The following is a 15,091-nucleotide window of genomic DNA, read 5'->3' on the forward strand; positions in this document are numbered from 1 at the left end:
GTGACACACTAAAGCTCAATTTATCCGATACTTAGGAGTACATTTTGGCGCTACATGAGCGAGCCGGTAAGGCGGCACAACAAAGGGACTTGGTTAATATTCCTAAACTGATGAGCCACTACTATCGGCTCTCACCGGATGTGACCAAAGATACACAAAAGGTCACATTTGGCACCTCGGGTCACAGAGGTTGTGCCTTTAATAAGAGTTTCAACGAAAAGCATATCTTGGCCATCGTCCAGGCGGTGGTCGATTATCGACTCGATGCCGGTATTTGCGGGCCTATGATAGTGGGCATCGATACCCACGCGCTGTCCCAAGCGGCTTATGTCACAGCACTTGAGGTGCTGACGGCCAATGGTGTAAAAGTGATTGTCGCAAAAGATGATGAATATACGCCAACGCCTGTAGTGTCGCATGCCATCATTGCGGCTAACAGAGAACAGGGGGCAGAGCTCACCGACGGTCTGATTATCACACCTTCCCATAATCCACCTCAGGATGGGGGAATCAAGTACAATCCGCCCCACGGTGGCCCGGCAGAAGGTCAGATCACAGCTTGGGTTGAGAAGCGTGCCAATGACTATTTGGCAAAACAGCTCGAAGGGGTGAAGCGACTGGCTTATTCGGTTGCGATTAACACAAGCCTTATCGAAGCACGGGATCTCATGGCTGCTTATGTCAAGGATCTCGAGCAAGTGATCGATATGCAGGCCATTAAAAATGCTGGTATTCGTATCGGGGTCGACCCCTTAGGCGGGTCAGGTATCCATTACTGGGCCAAGATTGCAGAGCTGTATGGTCTGGATATTACTTTAGTCAATGATCGTATCGATCCCACCTTTGGATTTATGCCGCTGGATAAGGATGGCAAGATCCGCATGGATTGCTCATCACCCTATGCGATGGCAGGGCTACTAGCTCATCAGGATGAGTTTGATATCTGCGTCGGTAACGACCCAGATTACGACAGACACGGTATCGTTTGTCCGGGTAGCGGGCTGATGAACCCAAATCACTATCTGGCGGTGGCGATCGAATATCTATTGTCTCATCGCCCGCAATGGTCGGCCGACCTTAAGATAGGTAAGACACTGGTCTCCAGCGCCATGATAGATAAGGTATGCATTGAGCAGTCTCGCAGTTTGTGTGAAGTGCCTGTGGGCTTTAAATGGTTTGTTGACGGTCTTGCCGAGGGCAGTTTCGCCTTTGGCGGCGAAGAGAGTGCCGGCGCCGCTTTTTTACGCCGTGATGGTGGCAGCTGGTGTACCGATAAAGATGGTTTTATCTTGGCATTGCTGTCAGCGGAGATCCTGGCGGTAACTGGTAACACACCTGCGCAGCTCTACGCTGAGATGGTTGAACGCCATGGTGAAAGCTTTTATAAGCGTATCGATTCACCCGTTAAACCAAAGCGTAAGGCCAAGTTTAATCAATTGGTCGCCGAAGGAGTGACGGCTGAGCATCTTGGTAGCCCAACCTTAGCAAATGATGAGATCCTGCAGGTGCTAACTCACGCACCAGGTAATGGCGCAGCCATTGGCGGCTTGAAAGTTGTGACCGCTAACGCCTGGTTTGCCGCGCGGCCATCGGGGACAGAAGCCCTGTTTAAGCTTTATGGTGAGAGTTTTGTTAGCGACGATCATCTTGAAAGCGTATTAGCACAGGCGCAGCAGATGATAGAGCACTTGCTATCAACTTAGGCTGTATTAAAAATATAGCCTGTATTGAATTTAGCCCCGGTAAAGCCAGTGTTTCACTGGCTTTTGTCGTTATAAAGAGGAGCAGCATGACGAAAACCGATAAGAAACGGGATAAGGCACTTCGTGAGCAGTTGACTCAGATGTGTGTCGAGGCTAAGGAGTGCTTTGCTGGATTTCAGTGGCTAACGCATCAGGTTGACTATGGTCGTTTTCCATCGAGCTTAAAGGTTATCTGCGTATTTGATAGTAAAGCGTCATTAGCGGAATTTAAGGCTGCTGGCCAAGAGGCACAACTCAAAGTAATGCTAGCGGATGCCCTAAGCGGTCTAAGCGGTCTAAGTGGTTTAAATGGTATAAGCGGTCTAAAGCTTTCATCCAAGCAATTGGACAGTGTGTTACAGCTTGATACTGAAGAGGCATGCGTTAGTAAAGGCCCTGGTCATTGGGCGAAACGCTTAAAATAAAAAACTGAGCGTCTAAATTAAACGCTCAGTTAAACGCTCAGTTAAACGCTCAGTTTTTGTGTGCTGACTCCTGAGAAAGTTCGGCTAGCTTGCTTAATAGGTTAGGTGACAGCTAGGTAGATCATTCTTTTCCAGATAGTTCTGATGATACTCTTCGGCCTTGTGGAAAGTTTGCACGGGCACTATCTCGGTCACGATTGGCCTTAATCCCCACTTGCCACTGCGAGCCAGAGCAAGTTTAGAAGCCTCTGCCTGCTCCTTTTGAATCTTATCGTGGAAGAAGATCGCGCTGCGGTATTGGCTGCCAATATCACCGCCCTGCATATTCAAAGTGGTGGGATTGTGGTTGCTCCAAAAGACGGCGAGCAGATCATCAAAGCTCACCTTAGTCTCATCAAACTCTACCTGGACCACCTCGGCATGGCCTGTGGTGCCGGTTTTGACTTCTTTATAGCTTGTGGCGCTGTCCTTACCACCCATATAGCCACAGGTGGCGGAAATAACGCCGTCTATTTGCTTGAAAAAATACTCAACACCCCAGAAACAGCCTGCGCCAAATGTTGCTAGTGCCATGTATGACCTCTTATTGATTAAACCTGTGTCCATCTCGCGTATCCGTTTAAACGTTTAGATGGCTAGACGGCCTTATTCTGTATTATCTGATTAACGAATGCAACCAGGAAAATCTTGTTGCTGGCATTGGCGCGCGTGGCCGATGGCGCCCTTAAGTGATACTATGCTTGCCAGTTGATAATAATGCTAATAAATCCAAGGAGTCGCCCCGCTAACTTGGCCACTTAAGTGACCTGGCACGGCGATGCAATAAAGGAGTTTTCTGTGCAAGACACCCTGATGTTGTCGAAAGACTTTTTGCAACTGACCCTAGACAACCCACATGGCCTTAATGCCCCCTTTGAGTTTTGCTTAGGGCAACACACCCAAGTCTCGGTATGGGATACAGGGGTGATACTGTTTGAGCCGCTAACTGAACTTAATGCAGATACCAAGAGTATCGTGCTTTCATCAGCAGTTCATGGCAACGAAACGGCACCTATCGAGCTGTGTGATCAACTGATCACAGCGCTCCTGTCAGAAAAACTTATCACCCGCCACCGGGTGTTGTTCTTAATCGGTAATCCGCCAGCCATTCTAAACGGTACACGTTTTGTTGAAGAGAATCTCAACCGCCTGTTTAGCGGCGCACATTCTAGAGGCGAAGGCCTAGTCAATCAGGAGCGTGAACGCGCGAAACAACTGGAGCAGTATGTGGACCGCTTCTTTAATGCAGGTCCCGAGGACGGCAGTCGTTACCACTACGATCTGCATACCGCGATTCGCGCTTCTAAGCATGAGAAGTTTGCCATCTATCCTTATCCCCATGGGAAGCCCTATAGCGGTGAACAGATCATGTTTCTGGCCGCCTGCGGCATTAAAACTGTGTTGTTTCATCACGAGCCGACGACCACCTTTAGCTATTTTTCTGCCCACGGTTATCAGGCCCACGCCTTTACAATTGAGCTGGGCAAGGTTATGCCATTTGGTCAGAATGATATGACTCGCTTTATTGAGGTGAAAGAGATGCTTACTCGCCTGGTGACGGGCAAGGCGTTAGAGCTTGGCGAGTTTGATGAAAGCCAGGTGAATCTGTATCAGGTGAATCGTTCAATCAACAAGCATTTTGATGATTTTAGTTTTACCTTTTCGGGTGATGTAGAGAATTTTACTGCTTTTCCAAAGGGTTATATATTAGCAAAAGAGGGAGGGACTGAGATTAAGGTCGAGGCAGACGCCGAGTCTATCGTTTTCCCTAACGCCAATGTACCCGTTGGTCAGCGTACTGTGCTGTGTTTAGTGCCAGCAAAAGATTATCGCGTGGTTTAGTGTACGGCTTGTAAAGCTAGCGATACATAAGGCAAGCTAGCTAGTTGACAGCACAAGGAGGCTTTAACTTGCTAGGTAGTTTACGTTAACGTAATTTTAAGGCCGCGTCATAAAAGAGAATAGTGGACAACTTAGGGTGTTCACAGTCAGATAACAAGAATACTCAGCTGATAAGAGAATAGTATGAGCAACGCAACGAGCAATACAGAGACTGTCCATCGCGTCAGTTTTCTCGATAAGGACTCATTATCGATCCCGATCTTGAAGATCCTCCAAGCCGATGGTACCACCTTCGAAAATGCTGTGTTACCTGTGATCGATCAGGCTTTGGCTGCCAAAATTTATGATACCTGTGTGTTTACACGGGTGTTAGACGAGCGGATGTTAGCCGCGCAACGTCAGGGACGGATCAGCTTCTATATGACCTGCACCGGGGAAGAAGCCGCCGTGGTTGGCAGTGTCGCCGCCTTAGAGCAAGACGATGTGATCTTGGCTCAGTATCGTGAGCATGCCGCCATCCGCTACCGTGGTTTTACCACCGAACAGTTTATGAACCAGATGTTCAGCAATGAGAAAGACCTGGGTAAAGGGCGCCAAATGCCTATTCACTATGGTAGTGAAGCGCTTAATTACCAGACTATCTCATCGCCGCTGGCCACACAGATCCCTCAAGCAACGGGTGTGGGTTATAGCCTCAAGATGCAGGGCAAGCGCAATGTTGCCATCTGCTATTTTGGCGAAGGTGCAGCCTCGGAAGGCGATTTTCATGCCGGTTTAAACATGGCGGCGGTGCTTAACTCGCCCACCATCTTCTTTTGCCGTAACAATGGCTATGCAATCTCGACCCCTACTAACGAGCAGTTTGCCGGTAATGGTATCGCTAGCCGCGGTGTGGGCTATGGCATGCATACTATACGCGTGGACGGTAACGATATGCTTGCCGTATTGGCTGCGACTCAGCAGGCGAGAGCCTATGCGCTGGAAAATAACAAGCCAGTACTGATTGAAGCCATGACCTATCGCCTGGGCGCTCACTCATCATCTGACGATCCATCTGGGTATCGCTCAAAAGATGAAGAGGCTAAGTGGCAGCAACACGATCCGGTGAAGCGTTTCAAGTTGTGGTTGATCAACAAAGGCTGGCTCGCCGAGAGCGATGATGTGATGCTGTACGAGAAATACCGTGAAGAGGTATTAGCAGCGGTGAAGGTGGCCGAAAAACTACCAGCGCCACGTATCGAGGAGATCATCGAAGATGTGTTGGATGAGCCTACGCCGAGACTGAAGCAGCAACTGAGCGAGCTTAAGCAGCACATCAAGAAATATCCTGATTCCTATCCACGCAGTGCAGGGAGAGATTAAATCGTGGCCAAGATTAATATGTTACAAGCCATCAACGATGCCTTGACCATCGCGATGGAGACTGACGATAAGGCGGTTATCTTTGGTGAAGACGTGGGCCATTTTGGTGGCGTTTTTCGAGCCACCTCAGGATTACAAGAGAAGTTTGGTCGCGATCGCTGCTTTAACACGCCGCTGACCGAGCAGGGCATTGCCGGTTTTGCCAATGGTCTAGCATCAAATGGTATGACGGCGATTGCCGAGATCCAGTTTGCCGATTACATCTTCCCAGCGTTCGACCAGATAGTGAACGAGTCGGCTAAGTTCAGATACCGTAGTGGTAATGAGTTCGATGTGGGTGGCATCACCTACCGTACCCCATATGGTGGTGGGATCGCCGGTGGTCACTACCACTCTCAGTCACCAGAGGCCTATTTTACTCAGACACCGGGTCTAAAGGTGGTTGTGCCGCGCAACGCGTATCAAGCCAAAGGGCTGCTATTAGCTTCCATTCGCGATAAAAACCCTGTGGTCTTCTTTGAACCTAAGCGTCTCTACCGCGCCAGTGTCGGCGAGGTGCCAGATGAAGCCTATGAAATTGAGTTAGGCAAGGCGGAAGTGGTTCAGGAAGGTACAGATATTACCGTACTGGCCTGGGGCGCACAGATGGAGATCGTCGAAGAAGCGGCTAAGATGGCGGCTAAGAAAGGGATCTCTTGCGAGGTGATTGACCTGCGTACTCTTGCACCATGGGATGTCGATACGGTTGCTGAGTCGGTGAAGAAGACTGGACGTTTGGTGATCAACCATGAGGCGCCATTGACCGGTGGTTTTGCGGGCGAGATCGCCGCTACCATTCAGCAGGAGTGTTTCCTCTACCTTGAATCACCCATTAGTCGTGTGTGTGGTTTAGACACGCCATATCCGCTGATCCATGAAAAAGAATATATGCCTGATGCGCTCAAGACCTTTGAAGCGATCAAAGCATCGATGAAATACTAGGAGCCCAGGCATGATTAAAGATTTTATTTTGCCCGATATCGGTGAGGGCGTGGTTGAGTGTGAGTTAGTCGAGTGGTTAGTGGCCGAAGGGGACACAGTCACTGAAGATCAGCCGATTGCCGATGTGATGACAGATAAGGCCTTAGTTCAGATCCCAGCTGTGCATGCTGGTGTCATCAAAAAACTTCACTATAAAAAAGGTGATATCGCCATCGTTCATGAGCCGCTTTATTCGGTTGAAATCGATGGAGAGGCCGCTGATGACGTAGCGTCAGAACCGGCCGATGAAAAAATCGTTCAATCTGATTCACAGCAAAACATTGCCGGTAAGCGTGTAGAAGAGTTCCTGCTGCCCGATATCGGCGAGGGGATTGTTGAGTGTGAACTGGTCGAGTGGCTAGTTCAAGAGGGCGACATGGTGGTCGAAGATCAGCCTATCGCCGATGTAATGACGGACAAGGCCTTGGTGCAGATCCCGGCAATTAAGAGCGGTAAGGTTGTCAAACTGCATTACCGTAAGGGACAACTTGCCCAGGTGCACACCCCGCTGTTTGCTATCGAAGTTGATGCTGAAGAAGGCGCTGTTGCTGCGCCAGTGACTGAGCAGGCGCCAGAGCAATCTGAGGTGGCCGAATCTGAACTGCATGCACCGGCAGCAAATGGTAAGGCGCTGGCAAGCCCGGCGGTACGTCGGTTAGCTCGTAGCTATGATATTGACCTAAGCCAGGTTCCTGGCACTGGCAAGCATGGTCGTGTCTACAAAGAAGATGTAGAGCGTTTCCGCAGCGGTGAGGCGGTTAAAGCAAAAGCCGCAAAAGAGCAGATACAAAGCGAGCCAAGCGCTGCGCCTGTAGTGGCCTCAGCCGGTGATCGCGTTGAGCCTATCCGCGGCGTGAAGGCGGTGATGGCCAAGATGATGACCGAATCTGTGTCTACCATTCCGCACTTTACTTACTGTGAAGAGTTGGATTTGACTGAATTAGTCGCGCTGCGAGAGTCGATGAAGGCGCGTTACTCGAGTGACGATCTTAAGCTCACCATGATGCCTTTCTTTATGAAGGCGATGTCTTTGGCGCTTACCCAGTTCCCTGGTATTAATAGCAGAGTGAACCAAGATTGCACCGAGCAGACTTTCGTCGCATCTCACAATATCGGCATGGCGGTAGATTCAAAAGTGGGTCTGTTGGTGCCAAACGTTAAAGATGTGCAGCAAAAGTCTATCCTTGAGGTGGCTAGCGAGATCACTCGTTTGACTAAAGATGCCCGAAGCGGACGTGTAAGCCCTGCGGATCTGAAAGGCGGTAGTATCTCTATCTCAAACATTGGCGCGCTCGGCGGCACAGTGGCCACACCTATCATCAACAAACCTGAGGTAGCCATTGTCGCACTGGGTAAGTTGCAGACTCTGCCACGCTTTAACGACAAGGGTGAGGTTGAGGCGCGTAAGATCATGCAGATCAGCTGGTCTGGCGATCACAGGGTGATTGATGGTGGTACCATTGCCCGCTTCTGTAATCTGTGGAAGCAATACCTTGAGTCTCCACAAGAGATGTTGCTGGCGATGCACTAATTGTTTCGTAATCTCATTAAGAAGGGCGCCGATGGCGCTCTTTTTTTTATCTGGAGTTAATCTTTCGCGCCAGATTAAGTATAATGCCGCTAATTAGTCCCACTCTTTGGTTTGAGCATGAGTCAAGTAGCACCAAGCATCGAAAATATTCAATACCCGTTTCCAGCAAAGCCCATTCCCCTAAGCGATAGTGAGAAGCAGGCCTATAAGGCGCGCATCAAGCAGCTATTGAAAGAGAAAGAGGCGGTATTGGTGGCGCATTACTACACAGACCCTGAGATCCAGGCTCTTGCTGAAGAGACTGGCGGCTGTGTGTCTGACTCGCTGGAGATGGCCCGTTTTGGACGCGACCATCCTGCCAAGACACTGATTGTGGCCGGTGTTAAATTTATGGGCGAGACCTCAAAGATCTTAAGCCCAGAAAAGACAGTGCTTATGCCCACCTTGGACGCGACCTGTTCTCTGGATGTAGGGTGTCCTATCGAGACCTTTAGCGCCTTCTGCGATGCTCACCCGGATCATACGGTTGTGGTGTATGCCAATACCTCTGCTGCCGTTAAGGCGCGCGCGGACTGGGTAGTGACCTCTAGTATTGCGCTTGAGATTGTTGAACATCTTGATAGTCAGGGTAAGAAGGTTATTTGGGGCCCGGATCGTCATCTTGGCAGTTATATCGCTAAGCAGACAGGTGCAGAGATGCTGATGTGGCAGGGCGAATGTATTGTCCACGATGAGTTTAAGGCCAAGGCACTGAAACAACTCAAAGAGCAGTATCCTGATGCAGCGGTGTTGGTTCACCCAGAGTCGCCAGCCAGCGTTGTAGAGATGGCCGATGCCGTTGGGTCAACCAGCCAGTTGATTAAGGCTGCGCAGACGCTAGAAAATGACACCTTTATCGTGGCGACAGATAAGGGGATCTTCTACAAAATGCAGCAGGCGGCGCCTAATAAGACGCTTATCGAGGCCCCTACAGGTGGAAATGGTGCGACCTGCCGTAGTTGCGCCCATTGTCCTTGGATGGCGATGAATGGTCTTAAGGCTATTGAAGCTGCGCTGTTAAATGATGGTAGTGAGCAGCATGAAATTTTTGTAGATGAGTCGCTCCGTGAGCGCGCCTTGCTACCACTTGATCGCATGTTGGATTTTGCGAAAACACTTAACATGCAGGTGAAAGGCAACGCCTAAAGGGGTGTGATCACATTCACACAACAGCATAAAAGCACCTAAAGGTGCTTTTTTTATATCCCTAACCATGTAAGCGACAGCCTATACTAGACTTTAAGCGCATTGTTAAGCCATACGAGTCATGCTAAAACAAAAGTTGCTAATATTTGATTCCTTTAGTACATGTTTTAACGCGACTTTTGCTTAAACATTATTTTTTTATGCTAGTGTTACTACTGTAAATATACGCTACTTGGAAAGCCTTAATTGGTTTTCGATATCGTCATATCAACCCGCTACGGTTAGGGATAACGTAAGATGAATATGCAATGGATCAGTGATCTCAAAATAAGAAACAAACTTTTGCTGGTGATTGTACCCCCTATTTTAGGGGCGACGTTTTTCGGTCTGTTTGTTGTGTATGGCCAATATCAACTGCATCAAGGGCTCCGTCAGGTTGAAACCCTGTCTGAGTTGGCGGTGGTTAACAGTGATTTTGTTCATGAATTGCAAAAAGAGCGTGGCATGAGTGCAGGGTTCCTTGGCTCTATGGGTAAGAACTTTGGCGATAAACTGCCAAGGCAGCGTCAGCTCAGTGATGAGCAACTCAATAACTTTAAGACCTTTACAGCCAATCATGATTTACCCAAAGCATTTACTCAGCAAATGAGCCAAGTCAATCAGATGATTGATCAGTTAAGTGAGATCCGCCGACGGGTTGATAGCTTGTCTATCACTGTGCCAGAAGAGGTGGCGTACTATTCTAAGCTCAACGCCTTGTTATTGGCCATTGTTGACCAAACCAGCCAGCAAGGCGCAAGTCGCCAAATTGCGGTCGAGTCGGCAAGTTTTGCAGCCTATTTGCAGATGAAAGAGCGTGCGGGTATCGAGCGTGCTGTGCTTAGTTCTACCTTCGGCAATAGCGCCTTTAAACCCGGCATGTACCTTAAGTTTGTCAATCTGGTCTCAGAGCAAAATACCTATCAGGAGCGTTTTTTGGCCCTCGCAAGCCAAGATGTTAAGGCTGATTATCAGCGAGTGGCCTCATCGCCTGCCTTTATGGCTGTCTCTGCGCTAAGAGAAACCGCTATGGGCCAAGATCCCAACGCGCTCAGCGCTCAAAGTTCTACCGATTGGTTCGCTAAGTCGACAGCCCGTATTGATGCACTTCGAGAGTTTGAGGGTAAGTTATCCAAAATTCTGATTAGCGATACCCGTGAATCATTATCCAAAGCCCAATCATTCATGGTTGGCGTGATTATTGTGATGTTGGTATCAGGCTTGGTTGTGATCTTGTTATCTCTCTCTATAGGGCGCTATCTGCATGGCTCACTCAGGCATCTCTACCATAAGGTGACAGAATCTCAGAAAAACTATGATCTCAGTGTGAGGGTTGATCTCAATGGTAAAGATGAGATTGGTGAACTTGGTGAAGCATTTAACCATATGATGGCCGATTTCGAACAAGTGATTGGTATGGTGCGAACCAATACGCAAGGCTTGCTTACCGCCTCTCAGGAGATGGAAGGCTGCGCGCGTGTTATGCGAGAAGATGTTGCTCGTGGTCATAGCGAAGTGGATCAGGTGGCTTCGGCGATGACAGAGATGAGCGCCACGGTACAAGAGATCGCACAAAACGCTGTGCAAGCTTCAGAAGCCTCGGCACTTGCCAACAAGGAGGCCAAAGAGGGCAGCCTGGAGGTAGAGCGCACCGCAGATTCGATCAATGAACTGGCACATGAAATAGCCGGTGCAGCCGAAGCCATTAACAACCTCGATGATGATATTAAGGGAATTGTCGATGTACTTGGCGTGATCAGCGGTATTGCGGAGCAGACCAACTTACTCGCGCTCAATGCGGCGATTGAAGCGGCGAGGGCAGGTGAGATGGGCCGAGGCTTTGCCGTGGTAGCCGATGAGGTGCGTAGCCTTGCACAAAGGGCGCAAACCTCAACCGAAGATATTCGTAGCATGACCGAGAGGTTAGAGCGTGGTGCGAAGATCGCGGTTAAGGCCATGGAAAGTGGCCGAAGTAAAGCACAGACAAGTGTACTTGAGTCTAAGCGAGCCGGTGAAGAACTGATCCGTATCGTCAGTGAGGTCAGCGTGATCGATAGCATGAACGAGCAGATTGCTGCCGCCACCCATGAGCAGTCGGCCGTATCAGAAGAGGTCAACCAAAATGCGATGAAGATCAGTGATATTTATCGCAATACCCATGAGGTCTCCGATCGTCTCAGCCAACTTAATGAGTCACTGCTTAACGATGTGAGCGCCATGTCTGATCTGGTAAGCAAATTTAAATAGCTCGCTTGGTCGACAAATTGGCTATCTATTACGCAAATGCCTGAGCAGACAGTTTTTTAACTTGACCCTGTTTAGTGATTTGCGTAAAGTACCGCTCCGTTGATGTGATTCCATTTGGAAAAGCAATGACGATTCGGTGAGTTGTCCGAGTGGCTGAAGGAGCACGCCTGGAAAGTGTGTATACGGCAACGTATCGAGAGTTCGAATCTCTCACTCACCGCCAAATTCAAAGAGAAAGACGCCTAAGGGCGTCTTTTTTTGTGTCTGTTTTTCCTATCTCTTCTTTATGACCTTATTTAATTGGAATGCTTAACTATAGGCAGAGATAGCCTTAATGATTATAATCAAATGATAATGTTTTTGTTTAAGGTATAGGTTATGGAAAATAAGACGGCACGCTTTACCGTACTACTCGATCCCAGTAAGAAACAGGCGTTTGAACAACTCTGCGCCTCTCAAGATCTAACCCCATCCCAGGTCGTTAGGCAGTTGATCCGCGGTTATCTTGAGCAACATGGGGTCAGTTATGGTCAGGCTGAACCTACTAAGAACCCCAAGGTGAAATTGTAGCCACTAGGGGCGCGCTAGAATCTTAGCTAGCCGATTCATGATAATTTTATTATAATACGATTATCATTTTGACCAGTTGTGTGTCATCACGGGTTGCACCACTTATAGTGAGTGGGCCAAATGCCACGACTGATCCTTACCTTTTTAATGAATAGAGAAAGAGTTATGAGCGATACAATTCCACCATGCCCAAAATGTGAGTCAACCTATGCTTACGAAGATGGCTCATTATTGATCTGTCCTGAGTGTGCTCATGAATGGAACCCTAATGAAGTGGTTGTCGATCCCGATGCCATCATCCTAAAAGACGCCGTAGGTAATCTGTTAGAAGAGGGTGATAAGGTTACTCTGATCAAAGATCTTAAGGTAAAAGGTACTTCGCTGACGCTTAAAGTGGGCACCAAAGCTGTGATTAACCGTTTTGTTGATGCCGACCATGATATCGACTGTAAGGTTGATGGCCACGGCCAGATGATGCTGAAATCTAAGTTTGTTAGAAAACAGAATTAACGCTTTTCACTGATCGCCTCTAAATACCTACCGTGTGTAGGTATTTTTTTATCTACTCTTTTCGAATCGATGGATAAACCCACACAGCGTGTCTAAAATTAACCCTAGATTAGATAACGGGTGAGTGTTATGAAGCACTACTGGGTTTACCTTTTGCTGCTTGTGTCGCTCATCGTCATTGAGGTGGGCAAACACTCTCGTGCTGACGAACAACTGCAACCACAGGTTATCCGCACCAGTGCGGCACAGTCCGCTAACGACACCGCACATTCCTATTTTACGGCATTAATTTCTTTAACACTGGATCTGACAGAGCCTGAATTTGGCCCGGCGCAACTGGTTGTGAGTACCGAGTCTATCACTCAGGGGCGTTGGTTTCGTCTGCTTGAAAATAGCCGCTATCTTGATGTTGTATGGGCTGGTGCACAGCCACAGCGAAATAGAGATTATCGCGCCATACCTATTGATATCCTTGGCGGGATCCTAGGGGTTCGTTCACTCATCATTCGTAAAGGCGATCGTTACAAGTTCACTCAAATACAAACAATCGAGGATCTTGCCAAATACACGGCATGTCAGGGGCAGCATTGGCCTGATACCGATATTTTAAAGTCTGCCGGGCTGCCTGTGTTAACCGTTAACCGTTTCGAATCTAACTTTTTGATGTTGTCCAAAGGACGCTGCGACTATTTTCCACGCGGGATACATGAAGGGTATAGCGAGATAGAACAGTACCATGTCATTAATGGTAATGATTTGGTGTTGTTTGATGATCTGCTGTTGGCCTATCCTTTTAATATGTTCTTCTACGTGGATAAAGCCAACGTTGATCTGGCTGAACGTTTGAAATTGGGCTTGGAGCGCGCCATCGACAGTGGTGAAATTCTTGAGTTAATGCGCCGTCATCCGGTAACTGGCCACCTATTTCCGCTAGCTAAATGGCATGAACCTGTATTGTTACAGATTGATAATCCGCTACATGTCGAGGTTAATGATGGCCGTCCTTGGTGGCTGTTGCCCTCTTTTGGTTTTTACCGCACGCTGTCTTGGGCTAACAATAACCCAGAGATCTCCAAGAACAAATGACCCTATAGCAATGGGCTGAACAGATAAAATAAGTGCTCGATGAAACGCTGATATAAGGGACGTTGTTGCCAGCGTTTGTAGTTAAGGGTCTCGGCATTCGCCATGTAATCTTGCTGCAGTGAATTGAGTGATTGGGCGAAAGCCTTATCATCTACTGCCAGCGTGAGTTCAAAATTGAGCCATAGGCTGCGCATATCCATATTCACTGTGCCGATGAGGCAGTGTTCCTGATCCACAACCACTGACTTAGTATGTAGCAGCCCACCTCTAAACCTATGGATTTTAACGCCCCCTTTAAGCAACTCGGAGAAGAAGGAGCGGCTGGCCCATTTGACCATGGTTGAGTCATTTTTCTGTGGGATCACTATGTTGACGTCGACACCGCGAGCCGCCGCAGTCACTAATGCATCTAACAGATTCTCGCTCGGGACAAAATAGGGGGTCGTTATCACTATCTTGTGCTGTGCCTGGTAAAGACTTTGCAGCAGCACCTGATGGATCACTTCTTCAGGCATACCCGGTCCAGAGGGGATCACCTGTACTAAAGAATCCGCGCCATTACACTGATGTGCTATTCCAGGAGCTTGTGGCAGTAGGCGCTGGCTAGTCTCTACCTCCCAATCCCAGGCGGCCACAGCGTTGACCACAGGTACCGCTGGCCCGGCCATACGCACCATGACATCTATCCATTGGCCAACGCCTTCACGTTGCTTAAAGAACCTTGGATCGACCAGGTTCATTGACCCGGTATAGGCAATGATATTATCGATCACCACTATCTTGCGATGTAGCCTCAGATCGAGCCGACGAAAGAACATCCTTAGTGGACTGACGGTGAGGGCCTGAGATAACTCGACACCTGTACTACGAAGCTGAGAAGGCCAAGAGGATTTAAAAAAGGTTCGGCTACCCGCCGCATCTAAGAGGAGTTTGACATGAACCCCTCTTTTGGCTGCAGCCATTACGGCCTTAGCAACATCGTCGGCCATACCACCAGGGTGCCAGATATAGAATTCCATCACGATACTGGTTTGTGCAGCGTTAATATCATCGATGATAGAGTGCAGAATATCGGCTGGTGTGTGTTGTAAGCAGAGTTGATTGCCACTTAGGGAGGGGATCCCCAATTGGGTGTCACATAATTGGCTGATGGCTCTGGCATAATTGCTTTGTCGCTCTGGTGTGTGCAAGGGGTGTTGGTAAAGGGCAGCAAACCATTTGCTATAAGGTTTAAACATTGCTTTAGAACGACTGGCACGGGTTTGTCCAAGATGCAGCTCACCGAAGAGGATATAGGCAATAATACCGACCAAGGGTAAGAAGTAGATCACCAGTAACCAGGAAAAAGAGACACCTATGGTGCGGCGCTTGATCACCAATCGCAGTGCTATAGCCGCCAGAAGCAACCAATAGATGAGAACGCCCACGATGGCGAGAAATTGATGTACATTTTCCATATACTTGGTTTGCGCCCAGATTGTCGTTGCCCAGGC

The 15,091-nt window shown here is 48.6% G+C and carries 13 protein-coding genes and 1 tRNA gene; 12 read left to right on the forward strand and 2 right to left on the reverse strand.

What is annotated here, in order from left to right:
- The first annotated feature begins 44 nt into the window (after positions 1 to 44).
- Positions 45 to 1,703: a phosphoglucomutase (alpha-D-glucose-1,6-bisphosphate-dependent) gene (gene pgm, locus L2712_RS05420; protein ID WP_248977130.1), complete on the forward strand. Its 1,659-nt coding sequence runs from the start codon at positions 45 to 47 to the stop codon at positions 1,701 to 1,703.
- An 86-nt stretch (positions 1,704 to 1,789) separates the two neighbouring features.
- Positions 1,790 to 2,167: a Fis family transcriptional regulator gene (locus tag L2712_RS05425; RefSeq protein ID WP_248977131.1), complete on the forward strand. Its 378-nt coding sequence runs from the start codon at positions 1,790 to 1,792 to the stop codon at positions 2,165 to 2,167.
- 93 nt (positions 2,168 to 2,260) lie between these two features.
- Here L2712_RS05425 and msrA read toward each other — a convergent pair whose 3' ends face one another.
- Positions 2,261 to 2,740, reverse strand: coding sequence for a peptide-methionine (S)-S-oxide reductase MsrA (gene msrA / locus L2712_RS05430; RefSeq protein ID WP_088904663.1), 480 nt, complete (start codon positions 2,738 to 2,740; stop codon positions 2,261 to 2,263).
- Positions 2,741 to 3,019: 279 nt separating this feature from the next.
- Here msrA and astE point away from each other — a divergent pair, with 279 nt between their 5' ends.
- From astE to L2712_RS05480, 10 genes are all read left to right on the forward strand, one after another.
- Positions 3,020 to 4,048, forward strand: a complete 1,029-nt coding sequence (gene astE, locus L2712_RS05435; RefSeq protein ID WP_283104773.1) for a succinylglutamate desuccinylase — start codon at positions 3,020 to 3,022, stop codon at positions 4,046 to 4,048.
- A 183-nt stretch (positions 4,049 to 4,231) separates the two neighbouring features.
- Positions 4,232 to 5,410, forward strand: coding sequence for a thiamine pyrophosphate-dependent dehydrogenase E1 component subunit alpha (locus tag L2712_RS05440; RefSeq protein WP_248977133.1), 1,179 nt, complete (start codon positions 4,232 to 4,234; stop codon positions 5,408 to 5,410).
- A gap of 3 nt (positions 5,411 to 5,413) precedes the next feature.
- On the forward strand, positions 5,414 to 6,391 hold the full coding sequence (locus L2712_RS05445; protein ID WP_088904661.1) for an alpha-ketoacid dehydrogenase subunit beta: 978 nt from the start codon (positions 5,414 to 5,416) through the stop codon (positions 6,389 to 6,391).
- Positions 6,392 to 6,401: 10 nt separating this feature from the next.
- The gene (locus L2712_RS05450) at positions 6,402 to 7,961 is read left to right on the forward strand and encodes a dihydrolipoyllysine-residue acetyltransferase (protein ID WP_248977134.1); all 1,560 of its coding nucleotides are present in this window, start codon (positions 6,402 to 6,404) and stop codon (positions 7,959 to 7,961) included.
- A 117-nt stretch (positions 7,962 to 8,078) separates the two neighbouring features.
- Positions 8,079 to 9,146, forward strand: a complete 1,068-nt coding sequence (nadA, locus tag L2712_RS05455; RefSeq protein WP_248977135.1) for a quinolinate synthase NadA — start codon at positions 8,079 to 8,081, stop codon at positions 9,144 to 9,146.
- A gap of 297 nt (positions 9,147 to 9,443) precedes the next feature.
- Positions 9,444 to 11,432, forward strand: coding sequence for a methyl-accepting chemotaxis protein (locus tag L2712_RS05460; protein ID WP_248977136.1), 1,989 nt, complete (start codon positions 9,444 to 9,446; stop codon positions 11,430 to 11,432).
- A 135-nt stretch (positions 11,433 to 11,567) separates the two neighbouring features.
- Positions 11,568 to 11,655, forward strand: a tRNA-Ser gene (locus tag L2712_RS05465).
- Between the two features lie 155 nt (positions 11,656 to 11,810).
- Positions 11,811 to 12,002 (forward strand): ribbon-helix-helix domain-containing protein, encoded by a 192-nt coding sequence (locus L2712_RS05470; RefSeq protein WP_248977137.1) that lies wholly within the window; start codon positions 11,811 to 11,813, stop codon positions 12,000 to 12,002.
- 165 nt (positions 12,003 to 12,167) lie between these two features.
- Positions 12,168 to 12,512: a zinc ribbon domain-containing protein YjdM gene (locus tag L2712_RS05475; RefSeq protein ID WP_033540538.1), complete on the forward strand. Its 345-nt coding sequence runs from the start codon at positions 12,168 to 12,170 to the stop codon at positions 12,510 to 12,512.
- 129 nt (positions 12,513 to 12,641) lie between these two features.
- The gene (locus tag L2712_RS05480) at positions 12,642 to 13,598 is read left to right on the forward strand and encodes a type 2 periplasmic-binding domain-containing protein (protein WP_248977138.1); all 957 of its coding nucleotides are present in this window, start codon (positions 12,642 to 12,644) and stop codon (positions 13,596 to 13,598) included.
- Between the two features lie 2 nt (positions 13,599 to 13,600).
- Here L2712_RS05480 and cls read toward each other — a convergent pair whose 3' ends face one another.
- Positions 13,601 to 15,055 (reverse strand): cardiolipin synthase, encoded by a 1,455-nt coding sequence (gene cls / locus L2712_RS05485; protein WP_033540537.1) that lies wholly within the window; start codon positions 15,053 to 15,055, stop codon positions 13,601 to 13,603.
- Between the last annotated feature and the right edge of the window lie 36 nt (positions 15,056 to 15,091).

This window comes from Shewanella marisflavi (assembly GCF_023283925.1).
GTDB lineage: Bacteria > Pseudomonadota > Gammaproteobacteria > Enterobacterales > Shewanellaceae > Shewanella > Shewanella marisflavi.

Coding starts and splice junctions, on each gene's coding strand:
- msrA (WP_088904663.1), bottom strand. CDS start 2,740: ATGGCACTAGCAACATTTGGCGCAGGCTGTTTCTGGGGTGTTGAGTAT.
- L2712_RS05440 (WP_248977133.1), top strand. CDS start 4,232: ATGAGCAACGCAACGAGCAATACAGAGACTGTCCATCGCGTCAGTTTT.
- L2712_RS05460 (WP_248977136.1), top strand. CDS start 9,444: ATGAATATGCAATGGATCAGTGATCTCAAAATAAGAAACAAACTTTTG.
- L2712_RS05470 (WP_248977137.1), top strand. CDS start 11,811: ATGGAAAATAAGACGGCACGCTTTACCGTACTACTCGATCCCAGTAAG.
- L2712_RS05450 (WP_248977134.1), top strand. CDS start 6,402: ATGATTAAAGATTTTATTTTGCCCGATATCGGTGAGGGCGTGGTTGAG.
- astE (WP_283104773.1), top strand. CDS start 3,020: ATGTTGTCGAAAGACTTTTTGCAACTGACCCTAGACAACCCACATGGC.
- L2712_RS05475 (WP_033540538.1), top strand. CDS start 12,168: ATGAGCGATACAATTCCACCATGCCCAAAATGTGAGTCAACCTATGCT.
- L2712_RS05425 (WP_248977131.1), top strand. CDS start 1,790: ATGACGAAAACCGATAAGAAACGGGATAAGGCACTTCGTGAGCAGTTG.
- cls (WP_033540537.1), bottom strand. CDS start 15,055: ATGGAAAATGTACATCAATTTCTCGCCATCGTGGGCGTTCTCATCTAT.
- nadA (WP_248977135.1), top strand. CDS start 8,079: ATGAGTCAAGTAGCACCAAGCATCGAAAATATTCAATACCCGTTTCCA.
- L2712_RS05480 (WP_248977138.1), top strand. CDS start 12,642: ATGAAGCACTACTGGGTTTACCTTTTGCTGCTTGTGTCGCTCATCGTC.